Origin of the sequence: Herminiimonas sp. Marseille-P9896, from assembly GCF_903993245.1 — a bacterium.
Classification (GTDB): Bacteria; Pseudomonadota; Gammaproteobacteria; order Burkholderiales; family Burkholderiaceae_D; genus Oxalicibacterium; species Oxalicibacterium contaminans.
In genome coordinates this window covers 38,137-64,575 of record NZ_CAJEVT010000003.1, presented here as the reverse complement: position 1 = coordinate 64,575, position 26,439 = coordinate 38,137, and the positions used below count along the sequence as shown (strand labels likewise).

The following is a 26,439-nucleotide window of genomic DNA, read 5'->3' as shown; positions in this document are numbered from 1 at the left end:
TTATCCTTGTATGCTTTGCAGCTCAGCTTGCAGAACAGCGATAGACAGGGGCTTGGTCAACACCCTGTTCATGCCGACCGCCAGACAACGTTGCTCATCTTCCGGAATCGCATTGGCGGTAATGCCAAAGATAGGTTTGCGATATTCCATCTTGCGCAAACGCTCAGTCAGTTCATAACCATCAACCACGGGCATATTTACATCAGTCAATATGATGTCGAACTCCATCAGGTCTGCACGATCCAGCGCTTCGCGCCCGTTGCCGGCAAACTCGACTTCGCAACCCAGATGCGACAGTTGCTCTTTCAAAATCATGCGGTTAATGGGGTTGTCTTCCACCGTCAGTATGCGTAGCTCCATAGGCGCAGCCTGCGGCTCCACTTCCGTGGTTTCTATGACATCGTGCAGACGCTGCACGCGATCGATTGCTTTTGCGATCGCCCGCACGCTGTAGATATGTACCAACTGCGATTTATTCTTCGCATCATCATCCAGCGATGATCCAGGCAGCTTTGCTACGATGCGTGGCCCGCTCCATGCAATCCCGCCCTGTTTCCTGGATGACGCGATATCCAGCAGGATGGCTTTACCATCGTCCTGATGCAGCGCCTTGTCATAGCGTATGGCAGCGCCTCCCCACGCTGCCAACCAGCCACATATGTTTTCAGACAGATCGCGGAAACCTGAGTGCACGTATAGCTTTACATCATCAAGAACCGGCACATCCTGCGATACAGCACTCTTGTTGATCGGTAGCGACAAGGTCAAAGAGAAGATGCTGCCCACCCCGGGCTGACTGGTCGCATCCATAGTGCCGCCCAGGATTTGGGCAAAGCGCCAGCAAATCGATAAGCCCAGGCCTGTGCCATTTTTCAGCAAGGCATCCTGCTCGACCTGATAGAACGGTTCAAATATATGCACCAGATCTTCTGAGGCTATGCCACGCCCGGTGTCTTCCACCCGTATGGCCAGCGTCACCATGTCATCCGTTGTAGCCAGCAACTCTGACCGGACGACGACGCGCCCTGTTTGGGTAAACTTGATGGCGTTGGTCATCAGGTTGTTGAGTATCTGCTTGACCCGTATCACGTCACCGATCAAGGCATCCGGTATGCGGGGGTCAGGCAGGCTGTAGATATCCAGCGATTTACGTTCTGCCCGCGCGGCATAGACCGCGACCACTTCCTCGACCAGCGCCACGGGTGAGAACGCGCTTGCTTCAAGCTTTACCTGACCAGCTTCTATCCTCGAAATATCGAGCGTATCGCTCACCACATTCAAAAGAATCGACGACGACTGTTGCATCGCGTTCAGATACATCCTTTGCTGGTTCGTCACCGTAGTCATGGAAAACAATTCCAGTGCACCCAACATGCCATACAAAGGTGTACGCAATTCGTGGCTCATCGTGGTAAGAAAAATCGTCTTGGCCGTATTCGCTTCATCGGCACTGATCTTTGCCTGCAGCAATGACGTCTCTATCCGTTTATGTGCTGTTATATCAATGAAAGCACATAGCAAGACTTCCTCACCACGGTAACGCGTAGGTGCTATCGTCAGGTAGACGTCGCGGCCATCACGCAAAATCATTTCCCTGTCTTTGTCGCCGTAAGGATTAGTCAGTACCTTCGCTTGCCAGTCCTCCTCACCGTCCAGCCAGCTACGCGTCAATTCATTCGCCAGGGCCACGCTGCCGTTTTCACGCCGCAATACACACAGAGCCACCGGCGCGGTTTCTATCATGGTCTGGCTAAAGGAAGCCATATCCAGCAAGGCATCGTATTGCTTGGTCGCTGGAACAATCAGGTAATCACGGATATAGCGCATACCGAGGAATACTGCCGCTATGAGCAAGGCACAAAGAAGCAGCGCAAGCTGGATAGCCACTCTGCCGTCGTATAGCAAGTGACCTATGGGTATGTAATAGACTAAATTCCAGCCCGCTTCGCCTACCCGTTTGTTAAGTGCCATGTAGTCGGGCCAAAAATTATTGCCGTACAAACCGAAGGCATCTTGCTGAAAGCTTTTCCTGAATTGCTCCGGCATTTCCAACTGAGGCACGCTCTGCAGAACTGCGTCCTGATTCTGATCCAGCAAGACATAGCTGCTGCCATGGATACTGGGGAATTCAATCCCGCTATCTATGCTATGCAACTCCAGCCCTAACCAGCCAGCTGCAGGTTGCCTGGGATCCAGCAGGCTGAATATATAAAGACTGTCACGCATTTTTCCGGACACATCCAGCCACACCATTTTTTGCACTTGCGATTTATCAGCGGCAAGCTCTACCTTCATCAATTCCTGCTCTATCAGTTTCGCTTGCTGTGGATTCACAATTGCATCCGGACTCTCGGCAGGCCAGATAGAAGTGGTCTTCATGCCCTGCCGCGGCAAGAAATGAATCAGACGTGTATACGCCGAGCTGATTGCGTGCAGGTCACGCTTGGTAAGCAGTAAAGCCCAGCTGCTTGCAGGATCGCCGCTTGGTAGCGGCGCAGCCATCACGCCATCACCTTTCATTTCAGCATAGAGATGCAGGGATGGTGATGATGCAGGTATACGTATCGCGGAATTCTTAAGAGAGCGCAATAATTCTTCACGCTGATCGAAATAAATCTGCGCACTATAGGCAGCAGCATTCATCTGCCGCCGGTGTGCAGATACCAAGTTACTGAAGTGCCAGTACAAAAACAGCGCTGTACCGGCGACTATACAAAGCAACAACGCTAACGCTAAAAATTTCAGGAGTGCCGCCGGCGCACCAGGTGCCAACGACGGATAATTGTCACTCCCTTTTTTCCTCTTATTTGTCATTGAGATCAGTCTAGGGAGAATAAACTTGATACGTACCAAGATTAGTCTTGATCGACTACTACGTCCCAATTAACGGAGAATGATCGTTCGATTATTTGCGCATCCGTTAACGCTTTTGCATCTTCATTGCCATATTCAAATTCCCGTACGACATTTTCGGTACAAACGTGCAGACCATCGTCATATTTCTAAACGCGTGACATCTGTAATCTGAAAACATTTATGCGGCATGCGCACTGACTATGCATATGCAAACGAGCAGCGCGAGCAATGGAAAGAACATCGATGCAGCATCGATGAGGTGAAATGCAGGAAGAGTGATGGAGCGCGGACAGAAATGAAGTAAGAACTTGCGCCAGCTACAGACAAGCAATTCAGCAGAGTTTTTAAGTCGCTACCAGTACGACTGGACGCAACATCCAACAGCATGCGTGTAGAAGTGACACAGCCAGCGGGGCTAGCGCTGGCTGTGCCTATCATGCTCACCATCCGGCACGCTTATGAGCACGCACCGGATGACGACCAGATACCCGTCATCAGATTAGATGATCCAGCATGTCCGGACCAAAGACTTCACGATGCAAGTTCTTGACCGGCACACCAGAAGCTACCAGATCCGCCCATTGTGTTTGCATGAAAGGCAAAGGACCGCACATATACACTTTGGTATTGGCAACATCCCATTGCGGTAGTTTCTTCAGCTGCATACGACCCGGCAAAGCATGTGCACTGCTTTGTTCAGCGGCCTCTTCTTCATAGAAGGTCACGCTCTGCAGATTAGGCATCAGCGCCGCTGCTTTTGCAATATCTGCACGATGCGGATGATGACTTGCATTGCGTGCGGCATGCGCAAAGATCACACGTCTTTGTGGCGCCACATAAGCAATGCGGTTCAACGCCGAAATCATAGGCGTGATGCCGACGCCTGCCGACAACAGAACAATAGGCTCTTCGCTATCGGTATCCGGTGTGAAGTCACCGAATGGCTTGCTGACCGACAGCACGCTGCCCACTTGTACATGGTCGTGCAACCAATTGGAAACCATACCGGCGGGTGTTTCCTTGCCAGCGACTTCGCGCTTGACCGAGATGCGCAAGTGGCGATGATCCGGCGCATCCGACAAGCTGTACTGACGTAGCTGGCGCAGACCATGCGACAGGTGCACTGCCACGCTGACATACTGGCCTGGACGGAATGCAGGTGTAGTGCTGCCATCCTTGGGTACCAGCGTGAACGATTTGACCTGCGCGCTTTCCTGTTCGACTGCCGTGACGTTCATCTCGAACAGATCACCCGGGTTCACACCAGCAGCAGCATACAGACGGCTTTCTTCGTCGATCAGCGCTTGTGCCAGGATGCCATAGGCTTCTGCCCACGCCGCGATAAGTTCTGGCGTGGCGGCATCGCCCAGCACTTGCTTGATCGCACCCAGCAAATGCTCGCCCACTATCGGATAGTGCGCAGCAGTCACGCCCAGCGAAACATGCTTATGCACGATGCGCGAGATAACAGGTGCCAACGCGGAAGGGTTATCAATGTTGGCAGCATAGGCAAATACGGCAGAAGCCAGCGACTGCTGCTGCGCACCGTTAGCCTGGTTGCCAGCATTAAAAATATTGTGCAGCTGCGGGTGTGAGATAAACAGGTTTTTGTAAAAGGCCTGGGTAATGGCCAAACCATGTTCACGCAGGACAGGAACACTGGCGTCTATATAAGGACGGGATGCTGCAGACAACATAATCACTCCTATGATGCATTTAAAATGCAACTTTAAACTTATTAAAAAGGGCCCGATCCAGGCCCGACCATACCAACCAATTCAACTTATGCGATAGCTGCGCGATCCATCAGGAAATTGCGATGCATCATGACGATGTGCTCACCCGTATTACCGGAAACAATATCGGCCAGCGTGTACTCATCCATCGCATTGTAGAAAGCATCAACACCTATCTTCAAGGCATTGCGCAAACGACAATCACCAGAAAGACGGCAACCTATCCCTTCACAATCGATGGCTTCGTCATCACCTTCCAGCACGCGCAGGATGCTGCCTATATGCAGCGTCTCCGGACTGGCAGCCAGACTGATACCGCCGTTACGTCCACGCACAGCATCTATCCAGCCCATCTTTGCCATCATGCCAACTACTTTGACCAGATGGTTATGCGGCACATCAAACTGCATCGCGACCTCTGCCACTGTAACCGACGGGCTGCGCGACTCCCGTGCCAAATACATCAGCACTCGCAATCCTATGTCCGAAAACCGGGTCAGTTTCATAAGCTATCGCTCTCCAGTGATACACATTCTATTAAATATGCATATTGAACGCAACATATTTGATTCCCTGACGTCGTTTCCTTGCCGCAGCGCAGCAGCGAAAACCGCTCATCAGCAAATATCCGGATGCTAGAATGCAGACACATCTGTCAATAGGGAAACATCATGTTGCTAGGCTTCATTGGGCTCTTCATTGTGTACGCGTTATCGCATTACTGGATCACAATCGAACGGCGCGACTTTTTCGCGACCGTCCTCGTCATCGTCCTGCCTTTCGTCGGTGTTTACTACCTCGGCTGGATGGCTTTGCTGTACTGCGTACTGGCGGCATATCTCGGTACCAAAGCAGGCCTTAAAAAACTGCATCGCACCCGTACCTTGCGCGTCTCGTTTTACGAAGACGGCGAAGACAAACCACAACAGTAAATTCTTCAAAGAGAGCGGTACGCCTACCGCTCTCACTTCAGGCATATGGCCGGCTACTGCGCCAACCAGCGCCAGCACAAATAAGCTAGCAAGCACCATACCAGCACGATCAGCGCACCGCCTATATAGCTCTTGGGCTTGCGTGCGTATTTGGTAATCCACTCCTCCGCCTGCACCCGACATTGCTGCAACACCTGCGGTGGCAACAGGCGCAAAGCCAGCCAAATCAAACCGGGCACCAGCAATACATCGTCCAGATAACCGAGGATAGGAATAAAGTCGGGGATCAGGTCGATAGGACTCAGTGCATACGCCACTGCAATCACGCATACCGCTTTCGCCATGAAGGGCGCATCCGGATGCTTGCGGGCGAACCATAAAACGATGATATCGCTCTTGATGCGTCTCGCCCATTTCCTGATGGTTGCCAGCATTGCGCTCTCAGATAAAGGTTCAGCAGGTGTAGCAAGCAGGAATGTTTATAATGATCCCGACCTGAACCTGCAAAGTAATCCTGCAATTATGCCCTTTGCACACCATTCCTGATACCTGGAAGAAAAGCCCTACATGCCCGTTTCACTAGACCGCCTGCTGGTAGTTGGAATCTCATCCCGCGCACTCTTTGACCTCGAAGTCGAAGAAGCCATCTTTCGCACCCAGGGCCTGGAAGCCTATCGCCAGCACCAGCTCGACAATGAAGGAGAAATCCTCAAGCTGGGTGCCGGTTTTGCGCTGGTGCGTGCACTACTGAAACTCAATGCGCTGGCTCCCGGCCAACGCTTCGTTGAAGTCGTCATCATGTCGCGCAACTCGACCGAAACCTCGATGCGCATCTTCAACTCGATCAAACACTACGATCTCGACATCACCAGAGCCGTTCTGTCCGGTGGTGCATCGCTAGCCCCTTATCTGCACGCCTTCAACGTCAGCCTGTTCCTGTCGCTGCATGAAGATGACGTACAGGCGGCGATCGATTCAGGTACCGCGGCTGCGCTGCTGTATCAAAAACCGGCAAACGCCTTTGAAGAGCTGGATCAAATCCGCATCGCCTTCGACGGTGATGCCGTCATCTTCTCCGACGAATCGGAACGCATCTACCAAACCCAGGGCATAGAAGCGTTTGAGAACCATGAACGCGAAAATGCATTGAGGCCTTTGCCAGAAGGCCCGTTTGCGCGTCTGCTCAAAGCCTTGTCCTTCATCCAGAACAGCTTCAAGAACTCGAGCGCACACAAAGCACCAATACGCACTGCTTTGGTGACTGCACGCTCGTCCCCGGCGCATGAGCGCGTCATCCGCACCTTGCGCGCATGGGACGTTACCATCGATGAAACCTTCTTCATGGGTGGCGTTTCCAAGTCCGATGTATTGGCGGCATTCAAACCGCATATGTTCTTCGACGACCAGCCCGGGCATTGCGATCGGGCTTCGCCGCTGGTGCAGACAGGGCGAGTGCCCTTAAAGGCTGAAGTTAAAGACAGCTAAATTCCTTCAATAAAAGCGACCGCGTCGTTCACACAGAGGCCGTGGTTGTGATCCACTGTGACGATGCCGTTTGTGCGGGACAGAAAATGGAAAAAGAAGTGGATGTGTTTGAGGTGTAGCAGGGAATTCGCGGAACACTGTTCCGCGCCTGCGTAACGGTATCCGCTTGCAAGCGGATACGCGCCCTGCAAGGGTAGCGAGTTTCGTCCACTTCCCATTTTTTCTCCTGCACAAACGGGGACCTCGCAGGGGCAGCGGCGCCGTGGTCGCCTTTCTTTGCTTACTTTCTTTGGCGAAGCAAAGAAAGTGAGTGGCCGCCGGGCCACCCCCGGCAACCCAACACTGATCGAAGAAAATACCGCACCAGCAACACTAAACGAAATCAGACAAGCAATAAAAAAAGCCGCCCTACCTAAAGCAAGAGCGGCTTTTTTATAAGAGCTACAGCTTAGCGTTCAGCCACCGAATCCGCCACACACAAAGCCGTCATATTAACAATCCGACGTACAGTAGCCGACGGCGTCAAAATATGAACAGGCTTCTCGCAACCCAGCAAGATAGGACCAATCGCAACGCCATTGCCAACAGTCGTCTTCAACAGGTTGTAAGTAATATTAGCCGCATCAATATTAGGCAAGATCAGCAGATTAGCATCACCCTTCAAAGTCGAGTCCGGCATAGCCGTTTTCAGCTGTGAAGAATTCAATGCGAGATCACCATGCATCTCGCCATCGATTTCGAGGTCAGGCGCACGTTCGCGTACCAGTTGCAAAGTCTTGCGCATTTTTTGTGCAGACTCGCTATTGCTGGAACCGAAGTTCGAGTGCGACAACAGCGCAGCACGTGGCGCCAGGCCGAAGCGACGCATTTCTTCTGCAGCCAGGATAGTGATCTCCGCCAGCTGCTCTGCCGTCGGATTTTCATTGACGTGTGTGTCTACGATAAACAATTGGCGATCCGACAGAATCAGGCAATTCATCGCGGCATAGACATTCACACCGGCACGTTTGCCCAGCACCTGATCCACATAGTGCAGGTGCAGGTCATTGGTACCGAAGGTGCCGCAGATCATGCCGTCCGCATATTTCTTGTGAATAGCCATCGCGCCGATCAGCGTGTGACGACGACGCATTTCCAGCTTCGCGTATTGCTCGGTCACACCTTTGCGCATGGTCATCGCCAGGTAGGTTTGCCAGAAGTCGCGATAGCGATCATCGTGTTCCGGATTGATGATGGTGAAGTCCACGTCCGGTTTGATACGCAAACCAAAGCGTTCGATACGCTGCGCCAGCACTGCAGGACGACCGATCAGGATAGGGCGCGCGAGTTTTTCATCGACCACGACCTGCACCGCACGCAATACGCGCTCTTCTTCCGCTTCCGCATACACGATGCGTTTCAGCTCTGGCGGTGTCGCCTTCGCAATCTGGAAGATAGGCTTCATGAAGGTGCCGCTGCGATACACGAATTGCTGCAGGCGATCCGCGTAGGCTTCCATGTCGGTGATAGGACGTGCTGCCACACCGCACTCTTCCGCTGCTTTCGCAACCGCCATCGCGATCTTGATCATCAGGCGCGGGTCGAACGGCATCGGAATGATGTAATCCGGGCCGAAGCTCAGATTGTGGATACCGTATGTCGTCGCAACGATGTCCGATTGCTCGGCTTGCGCCAGTTGTGCAATCGCGTGCACCGCTGCGATTTCCATTTCCCGTGTAATCGTGGTGGCACCGCAATCCAATGCGCCGCGGAAAATGTACGGGAAGCACAGGACGTTGTTAACCTGGTTCGGGAAGTCGGAACGACCGGTTGCGATGACGGCGTCATCACGCACTGCACGGACTTCATCCGGCAGGATTTCCGGTGTCGGGTTCGCCAATGCAAGAATCACAGGACGCTTGGCCATCGCCGCCACCATCGCTGGTTTCAATACGCCGCCAGCCGACAGGCCGAGGAAGATATCCGCATCAACAATGACTTCACCCAGGGTGCGGGCATCGGTTTTCTGTGCAAATTTTTCCTTGTCCGGATCCATCAGTTCAACGCGACCCTGATACACGACGCCAGCCAGATCGGTGACGAAAATGTGTTCACGCGGGAAGCCGAGGTCTACCATCAGGTCCAGGCAAGCCAGCGCGGCAGCACCTGCGCCAGAGACCACCAGTTTCGCTTTTTTTACATCCTTGCCGACCACTTTCAGGCCGTTCAGGATAGCGGCTGCCACAATGATCGCGGTGCCGTGCTGATCGTCATGGAAGACCGGAATCTTCATGCGCTCGCGCAGTGTGCGTTCGATGTAGAAACATTCAGGTGCTTTGATGTCTTCGAGGTTGATACCGCCGAAGGTCGGCTCCAGCGATGCGATGATGTCGCACAGCTTGTCCGGATCAGTTTCATTGATTTCGATATCGAAGACGTCGATACCGGCAAACTTCTTGAACAGTACGCCCTTGCCTTCCATCACTGGCTTGGCAGCTGCAGGACCGATGTTACCCAGGCCCAGCACGGCGGTACCGTTGGTAATGACAGCAACCAGATTGCCGCGTGCGGTGTAGCGATAAGAGTCTGCCGGATTAACGGCGATTTCTTCGCAAGCGACTGCCACGCCCGGCGTATAAGCCAGGGCCAGATCGCGCTGATTCGTTACTTGTTTGGTCGGAGTGACGCTGATTTTTCCTGGAGTCGGGAACTCGTGATACTCGAGTGCGGCTTGACGTAACTGAAGGCGGAGTTCTTCTTTTTTATCGGTGTTCGAATCCATACTAAGCAGCCATCCTTTTTATATGCGGAAGCAATTCATTCTAGCAGAGCCGGAAGACGGTAATTTGTTTTTCTACGGGTTTCTACTGAGTCTCAAAAAAATTAAAAATGCCGGCAAATGAATGAACATTGCCAGCACATCTTGGATTTTAGATGATATTTAAAATTAATAACAATAAGCAATGCATGCATGATTCAAGGCAAATAATAAGGTGTCGCTAATTGCTGCAAATTAAATGCAGCTTAAAAACCGGCTTTTGAGTAAACTGCGGCAATTGGATATCCGCGCGATATCAAGTACTGTCACGCATTACATTTTTTAGGCATAAGGATAAATATGAAACCGATCATCATTATCGGAGCAGGACTGGCTGGTTACACCGTTGCACGCGAATTCCGCAAACTGGATAAAACCACTCCCCTAATCATGATCACGGCAGACAGCGGCGGCTTCTACTCCAAACCTATGCTGTCGAATGCCTTTGCCCACGGCAAGCAAGCAGAACAAATGATTACGCACAGCGCGACGCAAATGGCCGAGCAGCTGAATGCGACCATCCAGGCCAACACGCATGTCACCGCCATCGATGCCGCGGCCAAAACAGTCACTACTGACGCTGGCGTGTTTGAATATGAAAAGCTGGTACTGGCCAACGGCGCACAAGCAATACACCTCGGCCTGAAGGGCGAAGCGGCCGACCAGGTACTGTCGGTCAATCACGTCGACGACTATGCGAAATTCCGCGCGCATATCAATGCACCGAAAAATGCCCAACCAGTGCGCGTCACCATCCTCGGCGCAGGCCTGATCGGCTGCGAATTTGCTGATGACCTGGCAGGTGCTGGTCACAGCGTGACTCTGGTAGATCCTAGCGCGCGTCCGCTGGCCGCACTGGCGGCTCCAGCCTTGTCCGCCAAACTGCAAACTGCACTGGGTGCCCGTGGCGTTACCTTCCACCTGAATACCGTCGCCGAAAGCGTGGCTCATGGCGACAATGATTTGCAAGTATCGCTGGCCGACGGCAACACGGTAGCCGCCGATGTCGTACTGTCTGCAGTCGGATTGCGCCCTGACCTGCGCCTCGCGCACGCAGCCCAGCTGAAGACCAATCGCGGCATCATCATCGATACCTACGGTCAGACCAGTGCAGCAGATATCTACGCGCTGGGCGATTGCGCCGAATACACTTCGTTGACAGATGGCAGCACCCATACCCTGCCCTACATCACACCTATCATGACGGCCGGTCGCGCCATCGCCAAAACATTGACAGGTGAAAAGACCGTGATTGACCTGAAGCCGTCGCCAGTGCTGATCAAGACCCCTAGCTATCCACTGGCACTGATTCCGCCAGCACCGCATATCGTTGCGAACGGAAGCTGGCAGGATGAAACCACCGAAACCGGCCGTTGCATCAGCCGCTTCTACGATGCCAACGGTGTACTCGCTGGTTTTGGCGTATCGCCGCATGACAATGCGATCCGGCAAGAATTGCTGGCTGGCCTCGGTCACCCTGCCCGCTCTCCGACAGCCGCCAGCTAATCACGGCGGCCACAGGCCGGGTCACATAAAAGCGCAGCTTGCCGTCACCGGAAGCTGCGTTTTTTCTTATCAAATGCACTCCCATACGAAGAGCCGCACCGCATTCTGTACAATGACAGCATGTTGTCCGAATTCGATCTCATTGCGCGCTACTTCGTGCGCCCTGGCCACCCCAAAAACCGAGCTACGCTGGGCATAGGGGATGATTGCGCTTTGCTGGCGCAGCAAGACGGCATGCAAATGGCCATCTCTTCCGACATGCTGGTGGAAGGACGTCATTTCTTTGTTGGCGCCGATCCGCGCAAGCTGGGCCATAAGTCACTGGCGGTGAATCTGTCCGACCTGGCCGCGATGGGAGCCGAGCCGACTGCCTTCACACTCGCCTTCTCCCTGCCGAGCGCAGAAGAAAAATGGCTGGCTGAATTTTCACGTGGCTTGTTTGAACTGGCCGATGCACACGGTTGTGAACTGATAGGCGGCGATACCACCAAAGGCCCGCTGAACATTTGCATCACCGTATTTGGCACAACCCCGACCGGTGAAGCATTGCGCCGCGATACCGCGCAGGCAGGTGACGATATCTGGGTCTCCGGTTCACTTGGCGATGCGCGCCTGGCACTCGGCGCGTTGTACAAGGAATACGAACTGGACGCGAAAGTCCTGGCCAAAGCTGAAGGTCGCCTGCACACACCGCAACCGCGTGTAGCGCTCGGTCTGGCACTGCGCGGCATTGCGCACTCGGCACTGGATGTCTCCGACGGCCTGATCGGTGACCTCGGCCATATCCTGAAAAAATCTGGCGTCGGTGCCACCCTGCACGTCGATGACCTACCGGCAGGTCCCATGCTGCAAAAGCAGTCACAGGACATGCGTCGCCGCTTTACGCTGGCAGGTGGCGACGACTACGAATTGTGCTTTACAGCACCAGTCTCCAAACGCGAAGCTGTATTGGGCGCGGCAATGGCCGCCGATACCGTGGTCACCCGCATAGGTAGCATAGAAGCTGCTCCCGGCTTGCGCCTGCTGGACCAGGCTGGTCGGCCACTGGATATCAATATCACATCCTTCGACCACTTCGCTTCCCCATGAACGCATCCGAACCCGGCATCGTAAACAAATCCGTCAAATCCAATTCCAGTTTCATGCTGGCGCATCCGGCCCACATCATTGCGCAAGGCTTCGGCAGCGGCTTATCGAAAATCATGCCGGGTACCTTCGGCACTTTATTCGGCTGGCTCTCGTTCAATGTATTGAGCGCACGCTGGCCGCTGTTCTTTACGCCATCCACCTGGTGGCTGGTGATCATAGGCGGCTTCATCGTCGGCGTCTGGGCATGCGCCAAAACCGGCCGCGACCTTGGCGTCTCCGATCACGGCAGCATGGTGTGGGATGAAGTGATTGCTTTCTGGCTGGTACTACTTTTTATTACGCCTGCCAGTTTGTGGATGCAGTTCTATGCCTTCCTCTGCTTCCGTTTTTTTGACATGGTCAAACCGCCGCCTATCGCTTACTTCGACAAGCGCTTCAAAGGTGGTTTCGGCGTCATGTTCGACGACATCGTGGCGGCGTTTTTCACGCTGCTGGTGTTCGCCATCTGGCGCTCTTTCTGAGACAAGGAACTGGCATGCAAAACCTGATAGAACTGGCGACCGAGGTCGGGCAACGTTTGAAGGAACGCGGACTGATGCTGGCGACCGCTGAGTCGTGTACCGGCGGCGGCGTGGCACAGGCAATTACTGAAATTGCCGGTTCATCGGATTGGTTTGAATGCGGCTTCGTGACGTATTCAAATGAAGCCAAGATCGCCATGCTGAAAGTGCCGGAAGAAGTACTGGCACGTCATGGCGCAGTCAGCAATGAAACCGCGCAGGCGATGGCACAGGGAGCGATCGCAAATAGCCGCGCCACCATCGCACTCTCCACTACCGGCATAGCCGGACCGGGTGGCGGCGTTCCGGGCAAGCCGGTCGGCATGGTGTGCTTTGGCTGGGCTTGGGGTGACGAAGTGCATGTCGATCACATGCTATTCAGTGGTGACCGCCACGCGGTACGTGAGCAAAGCGTTGAGCATGCCTTGCAGGGCTTGCTCAATTTCCTCGCGACAAATACGGCCAAGTAAACAGCTTAAGCGCTGTAACGGTTAATGGCGTCACGCGTATCCAGCGCAACCTGACGCGCAGCCTGCGCAAACGTCTCATCAGCTTTCGCATAGAGTATGGCACGCGATGAATTAATCATCATGCCGGTGCCATACGCGGTACGTCCGGCTTCCACCGTCGCCTTGATGTCACCACCCTGCGCACCGATGCCTGGAATCAGCAAAGGCATATCACCGACCAGCGAGCGCACCTGCGCCAACTCATTCGGGAAGGTCGCACCGACCACCAGTGCGCACTGACCGTTGGTATTCCATTTATCTGCAACCAGATGCGCGACGTGCTGATACAAAGGTTTGCCGTCTACATTCAGGAACTGCAAATCGGAACCACCCGCATTCGAGGTACGGCACAGCACGATCACGCCGCGATCCGGACGCTCCAGGTAAGGCTGTACCGAATCAAAGCCCATGTACGGGTTCACCGTCACCGCATCCGCACCGTAGCGATCAAACGCTTCGCGCGCATATTGCTCGGCAGTCGCACCTATATCGCCACGCTTGGCATCCAGCACGATAGGGATATGCGGATAACGTTCACGCAGGTAGCTGCAGATCTCTTCCAGCTGGTCTTCCGCACGCAAGGCTGCAAAATAGGCAATTTGCGGCTTGAAGGCGCAGGCGGTATCTGCGGTTGCATCGATGATTTCTTTGCAAAATGTCAGGATGGCATCAGGTTTACCCTGCAAATGGGCCGGAAATTTGGCCAAATCGGGGTCCAAACCTATGCAAAGTTGGGTTTTCTGGCTTTGCCAGACGGCGGATAATTTTTCGATGAAGGTCACGGCGGTATCTTTCTGTTTCAAACAATCCGTATTGTAACGCGCCATGTTATCGTGCCGGCATGACATCGCTTTCCCGTAAAGACTGGCTATTGCTGGTTCTCCTGACTGTATGCTGGGGCATCAACTGGCCCATCATGAAAATCGGCGTACAGTTTTTCCCGCCTATCGCCTTCCGTTCACTGTGCATGCTGGGCTCTATCCCGATTCTTTGGCTGGCGGTACGCTCGCAAGGCATTTCCTTAAAAATTCCCCAGGGCGACCTGGGAACCATTTTCAAGCTGACCTTCCCTAATGTGGTCATGTGGAATGTCTGCATCATCGTCGGCGTCAAAATGCTGTCGTCCGGTCGTGCCGCCATCCTCGGTTATACGATGCCGATCTGGGCGGTGCTGTGCGGCCTGATATTTTTCCGCGACAACATCACCCGCGCGGGCTGGTGTGGCATCGCACTGGCACTCAGCGGCGCGCTATTATTACTATCCAGTGAATTTGTGAATATCGCCGGACAACCGATGGGTAGCATACTGGCGCTGATCGCCGCTGCGTCCTGGGGTTTTGGCACCGTATTGATGAAGCGCACGCGTCTGGGCATCGCGTCCATCGCGCTGACCTTCTGGATGATTTTGCTGGGAGCACTGTGTCTGGCGGTGATTTCCGCCGTGCTCGAGTACGATGCATGGCGCATGCCTGATATGCGCGAATTCCTGGCAATTGCGTATAACGCGGTACTGGTATTCGGTTTTGGCCAGGTAGTCTGGTTCTCGCTGGCGCGCAGCTTGCCGCCGATTGCATCCAGCCTGTCGGTGATGCTGATCCCGGTGCTGGGCGTGTTCTCCGGCATGTGGGTCTTGCAGGAAACACCGCACTGGCAGGATTATGCAGCCATGTTGCTGATACTGGCTGCGATGAGCACGGTACTATTGAAACCACGCAGCAAGAGCATCACATAAGCAGGCATCAAGTACTACCAACGGATTTTTGTAAGCTATACAAGGAGGAATCAAATGACCAAATTATTTAAATGGATGGCTATCGCACTGCTGGCCTCTACCCTGAGCGCCTGCGGCTATAACGACTTCCAGAGCAAGGACGAATCCGTCAAAGCGGCCTGGGGTGAAGTCGTCAACCAATACCAACGCCGCGCCGACCTGATCCCCAACCTGGTGAATACCGTCAAAGGCTACGCGACGCATGAACGCGAAACCTTTGAAGCCGTGACCAAGGCACGTGCTGCCGCCACTAGCTTCCAGATCACACCGGAAGTCCTGAACAATCCGGAAGCCTTCAGCAAATTCCAGCAAGTACAAGGCGAGTTGTCGTCCGCGCTGTCACGCCTGATGGCAGTATCGGAAAACTATCCGCAACTGAAAGCCGATACCGCATTCCGTGACCTGCAATCGCAGCTGGAAGGCACCGAGAACCGCATCACGGTGGCACGTCAGCGCTACATCGTTGCAGTACAGGATTACAACATCCTGGCACGCAGCTTCCCGACCAATATCACTGCCAAAGTATTTGGCTATCCGGTCAAACCGTCATTCACAGTAGAGAATGAAAAGGCGATCTCTGCACCGCCAGCTGTGAATTTCGACAAGAAGTAAGACCTGAGCGTCCATGAAAATCCTGCGCACCTTACTGGCCTGTACGCTCGCACTATTTTGCGTACTGGCCGGTGCCCAGAACCTGGTACCGGTACCGCCGCTCAAGGAGCGCGTGACCGACCTGGCCGGCATGCTGAATGCCCAACAGCGCGCTACGCTGGAAAATGTCCTGGCCGAGTATGAAACGCGTACCGGTAACCAGATCGCGATCCTGCTGCTGAAAAGCACTGAGCCGGAAGGCATAGAGCAATACAGCATACGCGTCGCCGATGCATGGAAGCTGGGACGCAAAGGCGTGGATGATGGCGTGCTCTTGCTGGTCGCCAAGGACAACTCGGCGGCTTCCGGTCGCCTGCGCATAGAAACCGGGCGCGGCGTACAAGGCGTGCTGACCGATGCGCAATCCAAACGCGTCTTGCAGGATGTGATTGCACCGCATTTCCGTCAGGGTGATTTCTACGGCGGCCTGGCATCCGGTGTTTCCGTCATTACCAGTTTGCTGGACAAGGAAGCCTTTCCCGAACCAGCGAAACGCGGCCAGGCAACGGCACAGGATGAAGCCTTTACCTGGGGTCCGTTCATCTTCTTTGCCATCCTGATCATCATCATGATGACGCGCAGCCGTGGTGGTCGCGGCCCGCGTGCACATAGCAGCAATGGCGACTGGGGCAATTCGGCTGGCGTCATCCTTGGCACTGCGATCGGCAATGAACTGGGGCGTCGCTCTGGTGGCGGCTTCGGTGGTTTTGGTGGCGGCTTCGGTGGTTTTGGTGGTGGCGGCGGCGGTTTTGGCGGCGGTGGTGGATTCTCGGGCGGTGGCGGCGGTTTTGATGGCGGTGGCGCCTCGGGGAATTGGTAATGAATAAATTTTCACGCGCACTGCGCCACCTCAGTACTACCCGTTACAGCGGCAAGAAAGCTTTCCCCTGTGCGACATTGACCGCCATACAGAAAGCGATCGCGTCTGGCGAAACCGTACATCGTGCCGAGATACGCCTGATCGTCGAACCTTCACTGGAGTTTTCTGCCATTGTGGCGGGCATCAGTTCGCGCGAACGCGCACATGAATTGTTTTCGCAATACCGCATCTGGGATACCGAAGAAAACTCAGGCATTCTGATCTACATAGACCTCGCCGATCATCAGGTAGAGATCGTGGCTGACCGCGGCATCTCACGTGTGATTCCGCAGCATCACTGGCATGCGGTCTGTAAAACCATGACCAGCGGTTTTGCCAGGGGCGAATACCATGACAGCGTCATCGCCGGGATACAGCAACTGAACGCAGCGCTGCAAGAACACTTCCCTGAAAACGGCGCGCAAGCAAATCAGTTATCGAACAAACCCATACTGCTTTGATTTTTACGCAGGCATAAAAAAACCGACCGCTTTTAAACGGTCGGTTTTTTATTGCGTCACTACCTGATTAATAACCTGCAGCTACACCATCGCCGCGTGGGTCAGTCGCACCGTAGCGCACTTTGGTAGCCGGATCGATCCAGATCGCACCCGCATGTCCCATGGTGTCGGTGTAGTCTTCCACCACATTGATAGGATGGCCGCGTTTCTTCAACTCATCGGTCACTGCCAATGGGGTACGACCTTCTATCTTCAGATCATTCGAAACAGCGCCCCAGGTGCGGCCATGCAACCAGCGTGGGCCGTTGATCGCATCTTGTGGTGTCATACCGAAGTCGACGATGCGGGTGACGATCGCTGCCTGGGTCTGAGGCTGACCTTCACCGCCCATGGTGCCGTACACCAGCAATGGCTTGCCATCTTTCAGCAACATCGCGGGATTCAGGGTGTGGAAAGTACGCTTGCCTGGTTCCAGATGATTGATGTGCTGTTTATCCAGCGAGAAGAAGCTGCCGCGGTTTTGCAATAGCACGCCTGTACCTTCAGGCACGATGCCCGAACCAAAGTCGTGATACACGCTTTGGATCAGTGACACCGCATTGCCATCCTTGTCGACTACGCCGAGCCAGATCGTATCGCCCTTAGGATCAAGTGGCTTGACTGCGGTCGCAGCGCTAGCCATCTGGATACGTTTGGCCTGATCGATACCATGCTGTTTGGACAGCAGGAAGTCGAGCGGGATCTTCATGAATTCAGGATCGGTCAAATACCGGTCGCGATCAGCAAATGCTTCCTTGGTCGCTTCGATGATCAGGTGGTAGTAATCGGCGCTGCCTTCACCGAGTTTCTTGACGTCGAAGTTGTTCAGGACGTTCAGGATTTCCAGTGATGCCATGCCTTGTGTGTTCGGCGGCAGGTTGTATGCCACCGTATCGCGGTATGGCACTTTCAAAGGTGTGACCCAATTCGCCTTGTGGCTAGCGAAGTCCTTCAGCGTCAGCAAGCCATCATTGCGCTGCAGTTCATCCACGATTTTCTTGGCGATAGGACCTTGGTAGAACGCTTTCGCACCATCCTTTGCGATCATGCGCAAGGTAGCGGCCAGCTCTGGCTGCTTCAGCACTTCGCCGACCTGATACACACTGCCATCCGCTTTCAGATAGGTTTTCTTGAAGCCTGCGAAGCGTTGCAGATTGCGGAATTCCTGGTCAGCCGGATTGACGTTGATCTGCGCCCATTTGGTCAGCGACGGTGTGACTGCGAAGCCATCTTGCGCATAGCCGATCGCGCTATCCATCAGTTGCGACCAGTTCAGTTTGCTGCCCATGCTTTGCTTGCCGTAACGGTAAGCCTCATCCCAGCCTGATATCACCCCAGGAACCGTATTAGCGGCCAGATAACCGCGTGCCGGAATCTTGCTCAGGCCTTTTTGTTTGTAGAAATCGATAGTAGCTTTTTCACCAGCGCGACCACTCGCATTCAATGCGCGCATTTCGCCGGTCTTGGCGTTATGGATCAGCCAGAAGTTATCGCCGCCTATCGTGGTCATCTGCGGATAGACCACAGCCAGCGTCGCAGCAGCCGCAATCGCCGCATCGATGGCATTACCGCCATCGCGCAAGACCTTGAGGCCTGCCTGTGTCGCCAGATAATTGGACGTGGTGACCATGCCCTGGGTAGTGGCAGGATTCACACAACGTGAAGGTGTGTCGCAGTATTTACCGGTGATGTCGAATGCGCCTGCACTGGTGGTCGCCAGGCCCAGCATAATGGCACCGGCCAGGCGTGCAGAACGGAACGGCAATGGGATTTTGCTCATAGTGTCTTCTCCTTAGCATAGGCTTGTATAGCCAAAAATTATTTTTTTATTATCAAAACTAAATCTGGCACATTTGTGACATGTCAGATTCGGTTCAGACGATATCATCAAAATATAAAATTTGGGAAGAGGATTTTTGACAACTGTTAAATATTTTTTGATGATTGCCGAGCGGCAATTTTCGACGGGCGAAACACCGCTGAAGGCAGCCCCGTTCCAGCGACAAAAAATAAAAAGGGCACCTGATGAGGTGCCCTTTTTGATGACTGGTTTAACGATGCGGCATCAGCCGTTTTCGTATATCCACTGCAGCAAGGCATCATGCGCGGCCTGTCCGTTCGCTGCGTTCGGATGATTGATGATGCACACCACGGCATAGCGTTTGCCGGATGCCGCCAGCACATAACCAGCGATCGCACGCACATCGTTCAGGGTACCGGTCTTGATATGCGCACGCCCTGCTACCGTCTGCTTGGTCAGGCGCTTGCGCATGGTGCCGTCATAGCCGACCAAGGGCAGCGACGACATAAATTCAGGCATGGTTGGTGACTGGAAAGTACTGACCAGCATGCGTCCCATCACACCAACCGGAATACGTTCGGTACGCGACAAACCCGAACCGTTTTCGATCACGACTTGCGAGGTATCCATGCCCTTGTTCGCCAGCCAGGTCTTGACCACGCGCGCCCCACGTTCCGGCGAGGCCGGTACTTTCAGCACATCGGCCGCCACCGTCAACAGCAGTTGGCGCGCCATCACGTTATTGCTGTACTTGTTAATGTCGCGTATCACTTCCGGCAAGCTGGTTGACTGCCACTCGGTCACCAGACGCGCCGCTGGCGGTACCTGACCATTGTTCACCGCACCGTTGAAGACGCCGCCGACATCCGTCCACAGCTGACGGAACACCACGCCAAAATATTCGCTATGGCTCATCAGGTAAGGATGCAGATACCAGGTCTTTTCACCACAAGCAGCAGAATAGCTACCCGCGAAATTCGTACTGACCCGCCCCATGGTCGGCATCAGCTTGCCCTGCCAGTCGACGCATGGACCATTCGTCAAAGCAGGTGCCATCACCGGATAGGTAGCGACCGGCGGATCGACACTGATATCGACCTGGTTACGCGCCGGATTCGGCAGGAAGTGAAAAGCAAATACTTTGTAATTCAACAGCAGCGCATCCGGCCCTGCGTTGTATGGCTTTAATGGATCGCCATCGAACTGCGCGGCGTCATATGGCATCTCTTCAAAGATGCTGCGATCGAGGATCAGGTTGCCGCGTATCTCGCGTATGCCGGATGCGCGTATCTTGCGCAGGAATTGCCAGAAATTCTCAGTCACCAGTTTGGGGTCACCGCTACCCTTGATAATCAGGTCGCCATCCAGCACATCGCCGTTCAGCGTGCCGGTCATATAGGCTTGCGTCTTCCAGTTGAAAGTCGGCCCCAGCAATTCGAGCGCTGCATCGCTGGTCACCAGCTTCATGGTCGAGGCCGGATTGAAGCCAGCTGTTTCATTCACCGCTATCCATGGCGCCTGCCCGGACACTTCCTGCACGTAAGTACCTACTGCGCTCTGCGGTATCGCGCTGCGCTTCAGTGCATCATTCACGACGGGAGGCAAGCCCTGCGCGGCGTAAGAGGCCAGCGGCGCAGCAGCAAAGGAAAAAATCAGGGTAAGGGCAAGTGGCAGGCGTGATGTAATTCGCATAGTCTGGAGTGTGAGGTGAGCTCGTGATTATTACATGCCAGACAGATACCTACACGCACAGTTCCATACACATGAGGCACTCATGTACTTGTCGCGTAGACATCAACTGTTGTGCAAAAGAGTCGGATCTGATGACGCGCGTTCATCCCTACATTTGAATGTTGCCACGCAGCATGCAGTCACAGCAATCGGCATTACAATAATAAAATTCCTAAATGCAACATGAGGCCGATATGAGCATGACTCTTTTTGCCACGCATTCGATGCAAGCAACACCAGTTGCCGCTACCTGCCTGATGTCGAAGGCACCAACTTGTAAAGCTGCCAGCTAGTGCCCGACCTTCTTTCCCATCCGCTGTTTGCTGCCTGGATAGGCATAGGCGCTATCGCTTTAAGCCTGCTGCTGATCCTGTTGCTGGCGTATCTGCGCTTCTCACTCCGGCGACGCACGCAAGCCGAGCGTTCTTTCCTCGCAAGCTGGCGTCCGCTGCTACTCAGCTCCTTGCAATCATCTGTCGCCACAGTACTGCCCATGGTGGCGCGACACGAACGCATTTATTTCCTGAAGTTGTGGAATCAGTTGATACGCAGCGCCAGCAGCAATGAAGCTGCAGAGAACCTGATCGCCATCGCCTACTCGGTCGGTGCCGATCGCTACTCGCGCCGCTTCCTCACACGCGGCAAGCGTGTCGAGTGCCTGCTCGCGACATTAACCCTCGGTCATCTGCGCGACCATGCATCGTGGGATGCGCTGGTGCTGCAAACCATGGCTGCCGACAATGCCACTTCCATCCATGCCTTCCAGGCGCTGGTGCAAATCGATGCGGCCGCTGCCGCACAACAACTGACGCCGCTGATGCTGGCACGTAATGACTGGGCGATCGCGCACATTGCAGGCATCCTGCAACCGGCGCACGCGGCCTTCATGCTGCCCTTGCTGGAAGCAGCCGATGAAATACGCGCCGCACATCTGGTCCGCGCCTTGCGCCTGATCGAGGCACTGCAACTGCCTTTGTCGCATGCCGCCATCCTGAAGCTGCTGGATAAGGACAATGACACCGACATCATCATTGCCGCGCTACGCATCGCCAATGATGCCAGCCTGCTGCCGTACATACGTCCGCATCTGCAACACCCGGACTGGCGCGTACGCGGACAAGCCGCGAAAGTCATAGGACGCATAGGTGAACACCCGGACGTAAATCGCCTGATACCGCTGTTAGCCGATGCCGAATGGTGGGTACGCTATCGCGCAGCACAATCGCTGGTCGGCATTCCCTTCCTGAGCATGACCGAAATTGAATTATTGAGAAACAATCTGTCCGACCGTTTTGCACGTGACATGCTGAGCCAGGCCATTGCAGAAAGACAAACCTTATGAGCCTGTCCGCACTCGCATATGGCATAGCCTGGGCTATCTTCGCCTACTTCGTGATCTACCATCTCGGCTATTTCCTGCTGAATATTCTGGCGGTCGTACGCATGCACGATGCCGAGCAGAGCAAAATACTGACTGACCTGCCCTATCTGCATTCCGAGCTGGAACCACCGATCAGCGTCTTGCTGCCCGCACACAAACATGCAGACACCATCGTGCAGGCGACACAAGCACTGCTGCATCTGGACTACAGCAAGTTTGAAGTCATTGTTATCAACGACGGTGTACAGGATGGTAGCCTGGAGGCGTTAATCGCAGCCTTCGACCTGCATCCATTTCCGGAAGCCTATCGGGTACAACTGAAAACACAGACGGTGAAATGCATCTATCGCTCCAGTCGCTATCCGCACCTGCGTGTCATCGACAAGGAATATGGCGGCACCGCAGATGCCCTGAATGCAGGGATCAATGCATCACGCTATCCATTGTTTTGTAGTCTGGATGTCGAGACGCAAGTACTGCGAGAAAGCCTGCAATACCTGGCGACGCCTTTCCTCAATGATCATCATGTGATCGCCAGCGTCGCCGCAGCGCGCGCTGCATCGCCGGGTGCGGGCTTGCCGACGCGCTGGGCGGCATTGTTCAAGATCGTTGATAGCTTGCGCAACCAGCTGTATGCGTCTTTGGGCTGGTCCATGCTGAATGGCATGCTGATCGCACCTGCCGGCATGATGTTGCTGCGCAAGGAAGCGGTCATTGCAGCCGGTGCGTATAGCCGTGGTGCGCGCATCGCGGGTATGGAATTGATCACGCGCATGCACAGAGTCATGCGGGACCGGCAGCAAGCCTATCGCATACGCTTCATCGCTGATCCGATTTGCTGGCAACAGATGCCGGATCATTTTTCTGCGTTAAAGAATGATTGCGTACGCAGCCAGCAAGGCGTAGCCGACAGCCTGGCGCAGAATATGGGCTTGTTGTTCGCCAGACGCAGCGGCAGTGCCGGGCATCTCGCGTTTCCATTTCTCTTGCTGTTTGAAGTAGCGGGACCGCTACTGGAATGCCTGGCTTATGTATTCGTACTGGGCGGCCTGGCTGTTGGCGTCATATCGTGGCCAGCATGCCTGGCCTTCCTGTCCGTCATGATCGCGCTGGGTATCTTGTTATCTGCTTCTGGCTTACTGCTGGAAGAAATGGCCTTCCACCTTTATCCAAAAACCGGTGATCTCTGCACCTTGATACTGGTCGCCATCATCAGCAACTTCGGCTACCGCCAGCTCAACAGTCTCTGGCGCAGCATGGGATTGATCTCTTGGTACGCACATCGGAAACCAGGCGAGCTGCCTGAATACATCGCCCCCAAACGTATCAATTAATCCAGCTGATCAGATCAGCGACCCGCGCGTATCAACCTGTAAACGCCTGTCGTCTCTCAACATGACTTCCAGGGCATCGGCAGTGATAGGACGGCTAAAGAAATAACCCTGTATCTGGTCGCAGCCATGTTGTTGCAGGTAAGCGAGTTGCTCTTCAGTTTCCACGCCCTCCGCAATTACAGTCAGGCGCAAACTATGCGCCAGCGAAATGATGGAAGCAACGATCGCAGCATCATCCGGATCCGTCGTGATGTCGTTGACGAAGGAGCGATCGATTTTCAATACATCGATAGGGAAACGCTTGAGGTAGGACAGGCTGGAATAACCCGTGCCAAAGTCATCAATCGACAGCTGCACACCCAGCGCCTTCAACTCACGCAAGATACCTATCGCATGATCCACGTCGGCCATAACCAGGCTTTCAGTCAATTCAATTTCCAGGCACTGCGGCGGCAGCTGCGTCTCTGCCAATGCCTGCGCAATCGACTCCAGCAAATCCTGCTGTGCAAACTGACGTGCCGACAGATTGACCGACATACGCAGGGAACCCAGGCCGCGTTCCTGCCACAGTTTATTTTGACGACATGCTTCGCGTATCACCCAGGCACCGATAGGCACAATCAAACCTGTCTCTTCCGCCAGGCCGATAAAGCGCACCGGCGGGATCATGCCCAGCTCCGGATGCTGCCAGCGTATCAGTGCTTCGACGCCGACAATTTTCCCGTTGTGCAAATCCAGCTGTGGCTGGTAATGCAGGACAAACTCGCCGCGTTCCAATGCATTGCGCAAATCACCTTCCAGACGCAAACGCTCCAGCGCGCGTTCGTTCATCGCCGAGGTATAGAACTGGAAGTTATTGCGGCCGGTTTCCTTGGCGCGATACATCGCGATATCGGCATGTTTGATCAGCTCCTCAGGCGTCACGCCATCGTTCGGATAAACCGCAACACCGATACTGCTGCTGATAAAGAATTCATGTCCTTCTATGGTCAGCGGCTTTGCGATGCCATCCATAATGCGTTGCACGATACCGGTCGACAAACCGGCATCCGCGCGCTCTGGCAGGATCAGCACGAATTCATCACCACCCATGCGCGACACGGTATCGGTATCGCGCACTGCGCCTTGCAGACGTTCGGCGATAGCTTTCAGCAGGATATCGCCAGCCTGATGGCCTAGCGTGTCGTTGACGAACTTGAAGCGATCCAGATCGACGAAAGCAATCCAGATCGGATGATTGTAGCGATGCGCATAGGAGATAGCCTGGCTCAGGCGGTCGCGCAGCAAACTGCGATTGGCCAGACCGGTCAGCGCATCACGATTGGTCTGGAACTCCAGCTCCGATTCATAACGCTTGGTTGCAGTAATGTCGTACAGGGCAACCACGAAGTGACTGACTTCACCGGTATCGTCCTTGACCGGGGCGATATACAAATCACTCCAGAACAAGGCACCATCCTTACGATAATTGCGCAGCACCGCATGTCCTTCACGCTTCTCCAGCGCGATAGAACGCAGTTCCTCTATACCTGGCTGCTCCCAATCCTTGCCCCACAGGAAACCGATATTGCGACCCAGTGCTTCTTCCGGCGAGTAACCAGTAATCCGGGTGAAAGCCGGGTTGACGTATTCCAGCGGATAATCCGGTGCCGTGGCACGTGCAATGATGATGGCATTTGCACTGGCTTCGATCGCACGTTCGCGCAATTGCAATTCATGCTCTGCATGTTTGCGCGCCGCGATATCTGCGATCAGGTCATCATTCACCGTGCGCAACTGCGCGGTCCGGTCGTCTACCAGTAACTGGATGCGACGTGAGCGATCGACTATCAGTTGCAGGTAGATCGCAGATATTACCGTCAACAACAAGCCAACCAAGAACGCCCACAAGGCGCTGCTGCTGCTTTTCAGGAACAGAATAGGTGGAGTCGATACCACCATGCTCCAGGTCTTGCCAGCAACATCAAAGGCATGCCGATAAGCTTCCGGCTGATCGTAAAACAACCATGCAGGCAAACCAAAAGTGGTATGACGCGCACCCGGCTCCACACCCTTGCCAAACACCAGACTCGCCTCGTCATGTTCGGCACTGGCATAGACACTGACTTCGACATCCATATCTATATGCGAAGTCAGCAACAAGTCGTCGACATCCAGCGCACGCGAGATCAGGTCGGTGCTGCGGAATACCGCTGCCGTATCACCAATCACAGCCGCACGGCGTGATGTGATATCCGATAGCACGGCACCTTCCTTATAAACCGGCATCAGGACGATGAAGCCACGCTGTGCACCACGTTCCTGTATCAGGTGCAACAATCCGGTAGCCGACGGCTGGCCGGTATCCACTGCACGTTGCATCGCTGCGGTCTGGAAGTGATAGGAATCGGCATCGAAACCTAGCGCGGCTTCGTTCCCAGCCATAGGTACGATGTAATCCACCACGCGATAACGCGGGCGCTCCGGTGCCGTCACCGCTTTGCCATTCACCATTTCGGTAATCGTGAAATTTGGTATGAGCTTGCGCATCTCTGCTTCATAAGCGGCACGCTCATGATGTGGCAGATAGCGATGGTAGGCAAAGCCCTGGATATAAGGATTGCGCGCCAGCAAAGGCTGGGCAAAGGTTTTGAATTCTTCGCGGCTGACGACGCCGAAGGTCTTGAACAATTGATTGATGTCCGTCAGCACGCGCATGGAACTATCCAGTCCATCCTGCACCGCTGCGACCCGCACTTTGGCTTGCTGCTGGAAATCGATATCGACCTTGTCGTGCTCCAGGCGACGCACCGAAGCAAACAACAACGCACTAATCAACAAACCGATGGCAAGCGTCAACAACGCGGAAAAAGACACAGAAAAAGCTGCGCGATGACGCATCAATAAAAATTCCCTATGCAGTATTTTTTAAAACCGGCATCGAGATCAGTAATCGACCGAT

21 protein-coding genes are annotated in these 26,439 nt (G+C 54.3%); 12 read left to right on the top strand and 9 right to left on the bottom strand.

All coding sequences use genetic code 11. The features are described from left to right. The 3 genes from H7U06_RS10710 to H7U06_RS10700 all read right to left on the bottom strand — a co-directional run bounded on the left by H7U06_RS10710 (position 1) and on the right by H7U06_RS10700 (position 5,098). Positions 1–2,643, bottom strand: a complete 2,643-nt coding sequence (locus H7U06_RS10710; RefSeq protein WP_175626172.1) for a response regulator — start codon at positions 2,641–2,643, stop codon at positions 1–3. 707 nt (positions 2,644–3,350) lie between these two features. After that, a complete protein-coding gene (hmpA, locus tag H7U06_RS10705) occupies positions 3,351–4,553 on the bottom strand; it encodes an NO-inducible flavohemoprotein (RefSeq protein WP_175626171.1) in 1,203 nt (400 codons plus the stop codon). Positions 4,554–4,639: 86 nt separating this feature from the next. Next, complete coding sequence (locus tag H7U06_RS10700) at positions 4,640–5,098, bottom strand: Rrf2 family transcriptional regulator (protein WP_175626170.1); 459 nt, start codon at positions 5,096–5,098, stop codon at positions 4,640–4,642. A gap of 165 nt (positions 5,099–5,263) precedes the next feature. On the opposite strand from H7U06_RS10700, the gene H7U06_RS10695 reads away from it, so the two are divergent. Beyond that, the gene (locus H7U06_RS10695; protein WP_175626169.1) at positions 5,264–5,524 is read left to right on the top strand and encodes a hypothetical protein; all 261 of its coding nucleotides are present in this window, start codon (positions 5,264–5,266) and stop codon (positions 5,522–5,524) included. Between the two features lie 53 nt (positions 5,525–5,577). On the opposite strand, the gene H7U06_RS10690 is transcribed toward H7U06_RS10695, so the two are convergent. Beyond that, on the bottom strand, positions 5,578–5,958 hold the full coding sequence (locus H7U06_RS10690) for a YkvA family protein (RefSeq protein WP_175626168.1): 381 nt from the start codon (positions 5,956–5,958) through the stop codon (positions 5,578–5,580). A gap of 133 nt (positions 5,959–6,091) precedes the next feature. Here H7U06_RS10690 and H7U06_RS10685 point away from each other — a divergent pair, with 133 nt between their 5' ends. Beyond that, complete coding sequence (locus H7U06_RS10685; protein ID WP_175626167.1) at positions 6,092–7,009, top strand: 5'-nucleotidase; 918 nt, start codon at positions 6,092–6,094, stop codon at positions 7,007–7,009. A gap of 448 nt (positions 7,010–7,457) precedes the next feature. Here H7U06_RS10685 and H7U06_RS10680 read toward each other — a convergent pair whose 3' ends face one another. Then, positions 7,458–9,770 (bottom strand): NADP-dependent malic enzyme, encoded by a 2,313-nt coding sequence (locus H7U06_RS10680; protein ID WP_175626166.1) that lies wholly within the window; start codon positions 9,768–9,770, stop codon positions 7,458–7,460. A 336-nt stretch (positions 9,771–10,106) separates the two neighbouring features. Here H7U06_RS10680 and H7U06_RS10675 point away from each other — a divergent pair, with 336 nt between their 5' ends. The 4 genes from H7U06_RS10675 to H7U06_RS10660 all read left to right on the top strand — a co-directional run bounded on the left by H7U06_RS10675 (position 10,107) and on the right by H7U06_RS10660 (position 13,431). Then, entirely contained in the window at positions 10,107–11,312 is a 1,206-nt protein-coding gene (locus H7U06_RS10675; RefSeq protein WP_175626165.1) for an FAD-dependent oxidoreductase, read from the top strand. 120 nt (positions 11,313–11,432) lie between these two features. Then, positions 11,433–12,401, top strand: a complete 969-nt coding sequence (gene thiL / locus H7U06_RS10670; RefSeq protein ID WP_175626164.1) for a thiamine-phosphate kinase — start codon at positions 11,433–11,435, stop codon at positions 12,399–12,401. Next, entirely contained in the window at positions 12,398–12,922 is a 525-nt protein-coding gene (locus H7U06_RS10665) for a phosphatidylglycerophosphatase A (RefSeq protein ID WP_175626163.1), read from the top strand. Before thiL ends, H7U06_RS10665 begins: the two co-directional genes overlap by 4 nt. Before the next feature lie 14 nt (positions 12,923–12,936). Then, positions 12,937–13,431: a CinA family protein gene (locus H7U06_RS10660; protein WP_175626162.1), complete on the top strand. Its 495-nt coding sequence runs from the start codon at positions 12,937–12,939 to the stop codon at positions 13,429–13,431. A 5-nt stretch (positions 13,432–13,436) separates the two neighbouring features. On the opposite strand, the gene pyrF is transcribed toward H7U06_RS10660, so the two are convergent. After that, on the bottom strand, positions 13,437–14,252 hold the full coding sequence (gene pyrF, locus H7U06_RS10655; RefSeq protein ID WP_175626831.1) for an orotidine-5'-phosphate decarboxylase: 816 nt from the start codon (positions 14,250–14,252) through the stop codon (positions 13,437–13,439). Between the two features lie 59 nt (positions 14,253–14,311). On the opposite strand from pyrF, the gene H7U06_RS10650 reads away from it, so the two are divergent. The 4 genes from H7U06_RS10650 to H7U06_RS10635 are packed head-to-tail and all read left to right on the top strand — an operon-like array spanning position 14,312 to position 17,212. Continuing rightward, a complete protein-coding gene (locus H7U06_RS10650) occupies positions 14,312–15,202 on the top strand; it encodes a DMT family transporter (RefSeq protein ID WP_175626161.1) in 891 nt (296 codons plus the stop codon). Positions 15,203–15,256: 54 nt separating this feature from the next. Continuing rightward, positions 15,257–15,853 (top strand): LemA family protein, encoded by a 597-nt coding sequence (locus tag H7U06_RS10645; protein ID WP_175626160.1) that lies wholly within the window; start codon positions 15,257–15,259, stop codon positions 15,851–15,853. 13 nt (positions 15,854–15,866) lie between these two features. Then, on the top strand, positions 15,867–16,712 hold the full coding sequence (locus H7U06_RS10640; protein ID WP_175626159.1) for a YgcG family protein: 846 nt from the start codon (positions 15,867–15,869) through the stop codon (positions 16,710–16,712). Then, entirely contained in the window at positions 16,712–17,212 is a 501-nt protein-coding gene (locus H7U06_RS10635) for a TPM domain-containing protein (protein ID WP_175626158.1), read from the top strand. The genes H7U06_RS10640 and H7U06_RS10635 overlap by 1 nt, the downstream gene beginning before the upstream one ends. A 67-nt stretch (positions 17,213–17,279) precedes the next feature. Here H7U06_RS10635 and ggt read toward each other — a convergent pair whose 3' ends face one another. After that, a complete protein-coding gene (gene ggt / locus H7U06_RS10630) occupies positions 17,280–18,881 on the bottom strand; it encodes a gamma-glutamyltransferase (protein WP_217703471.1) in 1,602 nt (533 codons plus the stop codon). A gap of 435 nt (positions 18,882–19,316) precedes the next feature. Beyond that, positions 19,317–20,744, bottom strand: a complete 1,428-nt coding sequence (gene dacB / locus H7U06_RS10625) for a D-alanyl-D-alanine carboxypeptidase/D-alanyl-D-alanine-endopeptidase (protein ID WP_175626157.1) — start codon at positions 20,742–20,744, stop codon at positions 19,317–19,319. A 331-nt stretch (positions 20,745–21,075) separates the two neighbouring features. On the opposite strand from dacB, the gene H7U06_RS10620 reads away from it, so the two are divergent. Both H7U06_RS10620 and H7U06_RS10615 read left to right on the top strand, forming a co-directional pair. Continuing rightward, positions 21,076–22,125, top strand: coding sequence for a HEAT repeat domain-containing protein (locus H7U06_RS10620; RefSeq protein WP_254873218.1), 1,050 nt, complete (start codon positions 21,076–21,078; stop codon positions 22,123–22,125). Beyond that, on the top strand, positions 22,122–23,498 hold the full coding sequence (locus tag H7U06_RS10615) for a glycosyltransferase family 2 protein (RefSeq protein WP_175626156.1): 1,377 nt from the start codon (positions 22,122–22,124) through the stop codon (positions 23,496–23,498). The genes H7U06_RS10620 and H7U06_RS10615 overlap by 4 nt, the downstream gene beginning before the upstream one ends. A 9-nt stretch (positions 23,499–23,507) precedes the next feature. Here the strand turns inward: H7U06_RS10615 and H7U06_RS10610 are convergent, their stop codons facing one another. Next, a complete protein-coding gene (locus H7U06_RS10610) occupies positions 23,508–26,378 on the bottom strand; it encodes an EAL domain-containing protein (protein WP_175626155.1) in 2,871 nt (956 codons plus the stop codon). Between the last annotated feature and the right edge of the window lie 61 nt (positions 26,379–26,439).

What these genes read in the sequence shown, in the direction of transcription:
- H7U06_RS10615 (WP_175626156.1), top strand. Translation starts at nt 22,122, where the DNA reads ATGAGCCTGTCCGCACTCGCATATGGCATAGCCTGGGCTATCTTCGCC.
- H7U06_RS10675 (WP_175626165.1), top strand. Translation starts at nt 10,107, where the DNA reads ATGAAACCGATCATCATTATCGGAGCAGGACTGGCTGGTTACACCGTT.
- H7U06_RS10660 (WP_175626162.1), top strand. Translation starts at nt 12,937, where the DNA reads ATGCAAAACCTGATAGAACTGGCGACCGAGGTCGGGCAACGTTTGAAG.
- H7U06_RS10650 (WP_175626161.1), top strand. Translation starts at nt 14,312, where the DNA reads ATGACATCGCTTTCCCGTAAAGACTGGCTATTGCTGGTTCTCCTGACT.
- H7U06_RS10610 (WP_175626155.1), bottom strand. Translation starts at nt 26,378, where the DNA reads ATGCGTCATCGCGCAGCTTTTTCTGTGTCTTTTTCCGCGTTGTTGACG.
- H7U06_RS10695 (WP_175626169.1), top strand. Translation starts at nt 5,264, where the DNA reads ATGTTGCTAGGCTTCATTGGGCTCTTCATTGTGTACGCGTTATCGCAT.
- ggt (WP_217703471.1), bottom strand. Translation starts at nt 18,881, where the DNA reads ATGGTCACCACGTCCAATTATCTGGCGACACAGGCAGGCCTCAAGGTC.
- H7U06_RS10680 (WP_175626166.1), bottom strand. Translation starts at nt 9,770, where the DNA reads ATGGATTCGAACACCGATAAAAAAGAAGAACTCCGCCTTCAGTTACGT.
- H7U06_RS10700 (WP_175626170.1), bottom strand. Translation starts at nt 5,098, where the DNA reads ATGAAACTGACCCGGTTTTCGGACATAGGATTGCGAGTGCTGATGTAT.
- H7U06_RS10635 (WP_175626158.1), top strand. Translation starts at nt 16,712, where the DNA reads ATGAATAAATTTTCACGCGCACTGCGCCACCTCAGTACTACCCGTTAC.
- H7U06_RS10685 (WP_175626167.1), top strand. Translation starts at nt 6,092, where the DNA reads ATGCCCGTTTCACTAGACCGCCTGCTGGTAGTTGGAATCTCATCCCGC.
- H7U06_RS10665 (WP_175626163.1), top strand. Translation starts at nt 12,398, where the DNA reads ATGAACGCATCCGAACCCGGCATCGTAAACAAATCCGTCAAATCCAAT.
- dacB (WP_175626157.1), bottom strand. Translation starts at nt 20,744, where the DNA reads ATGCGAATTACATCACGCCTGCCACTTGCCCTTACCCTGATTTTTTCC.
- H7U06_RS10645 (WP_175626160.1), top strand. Translation starts at nt 15,257, where the DNA reads ATGACCAAATTATTTAAATGGATGGCTATCGCACTGCTGGCCTCTACC.
- H7U06_RS10710 (WP_175626172.1), bottom strand. Translation starts at nt 2,643, where the DNA reads ATGAATGCTGCTGCCTATAGTGCGCAGATTTATTTCGATCAGCGTGAA.
- H7U06_RS10640 (WP_175626159.1), top strand. Translation starts at nt 15,867, where the DNA reads ATGAAAATCCTGCGCACCTTACTGGCCTGTACGCTCGCACTATTTTGC.
- hmpA (WP_175626171.1), bottom strand. Translation starts at nt 4,553, where the DNA reads ATGTTGTCTGCAGCATCCCGTCCTTATATAGACGCCAGTGTTCCTGTC.
- thiL (WP_175626164.1), top strand. Translation starts at nt 11,433, where the DNA reads ATGTTGTCCGAATTCGATCTCATTGCGCGCTACTTCGTGCGCCCTGGC.
- H7U06_RS10690 (WP_175626168.1), bottom strand. Translation starts at nt 5,958, where the DNA reads ATGCTGGCAACCATCAGGAAATGGGCGAGACGCATCAAGAGCGATATC.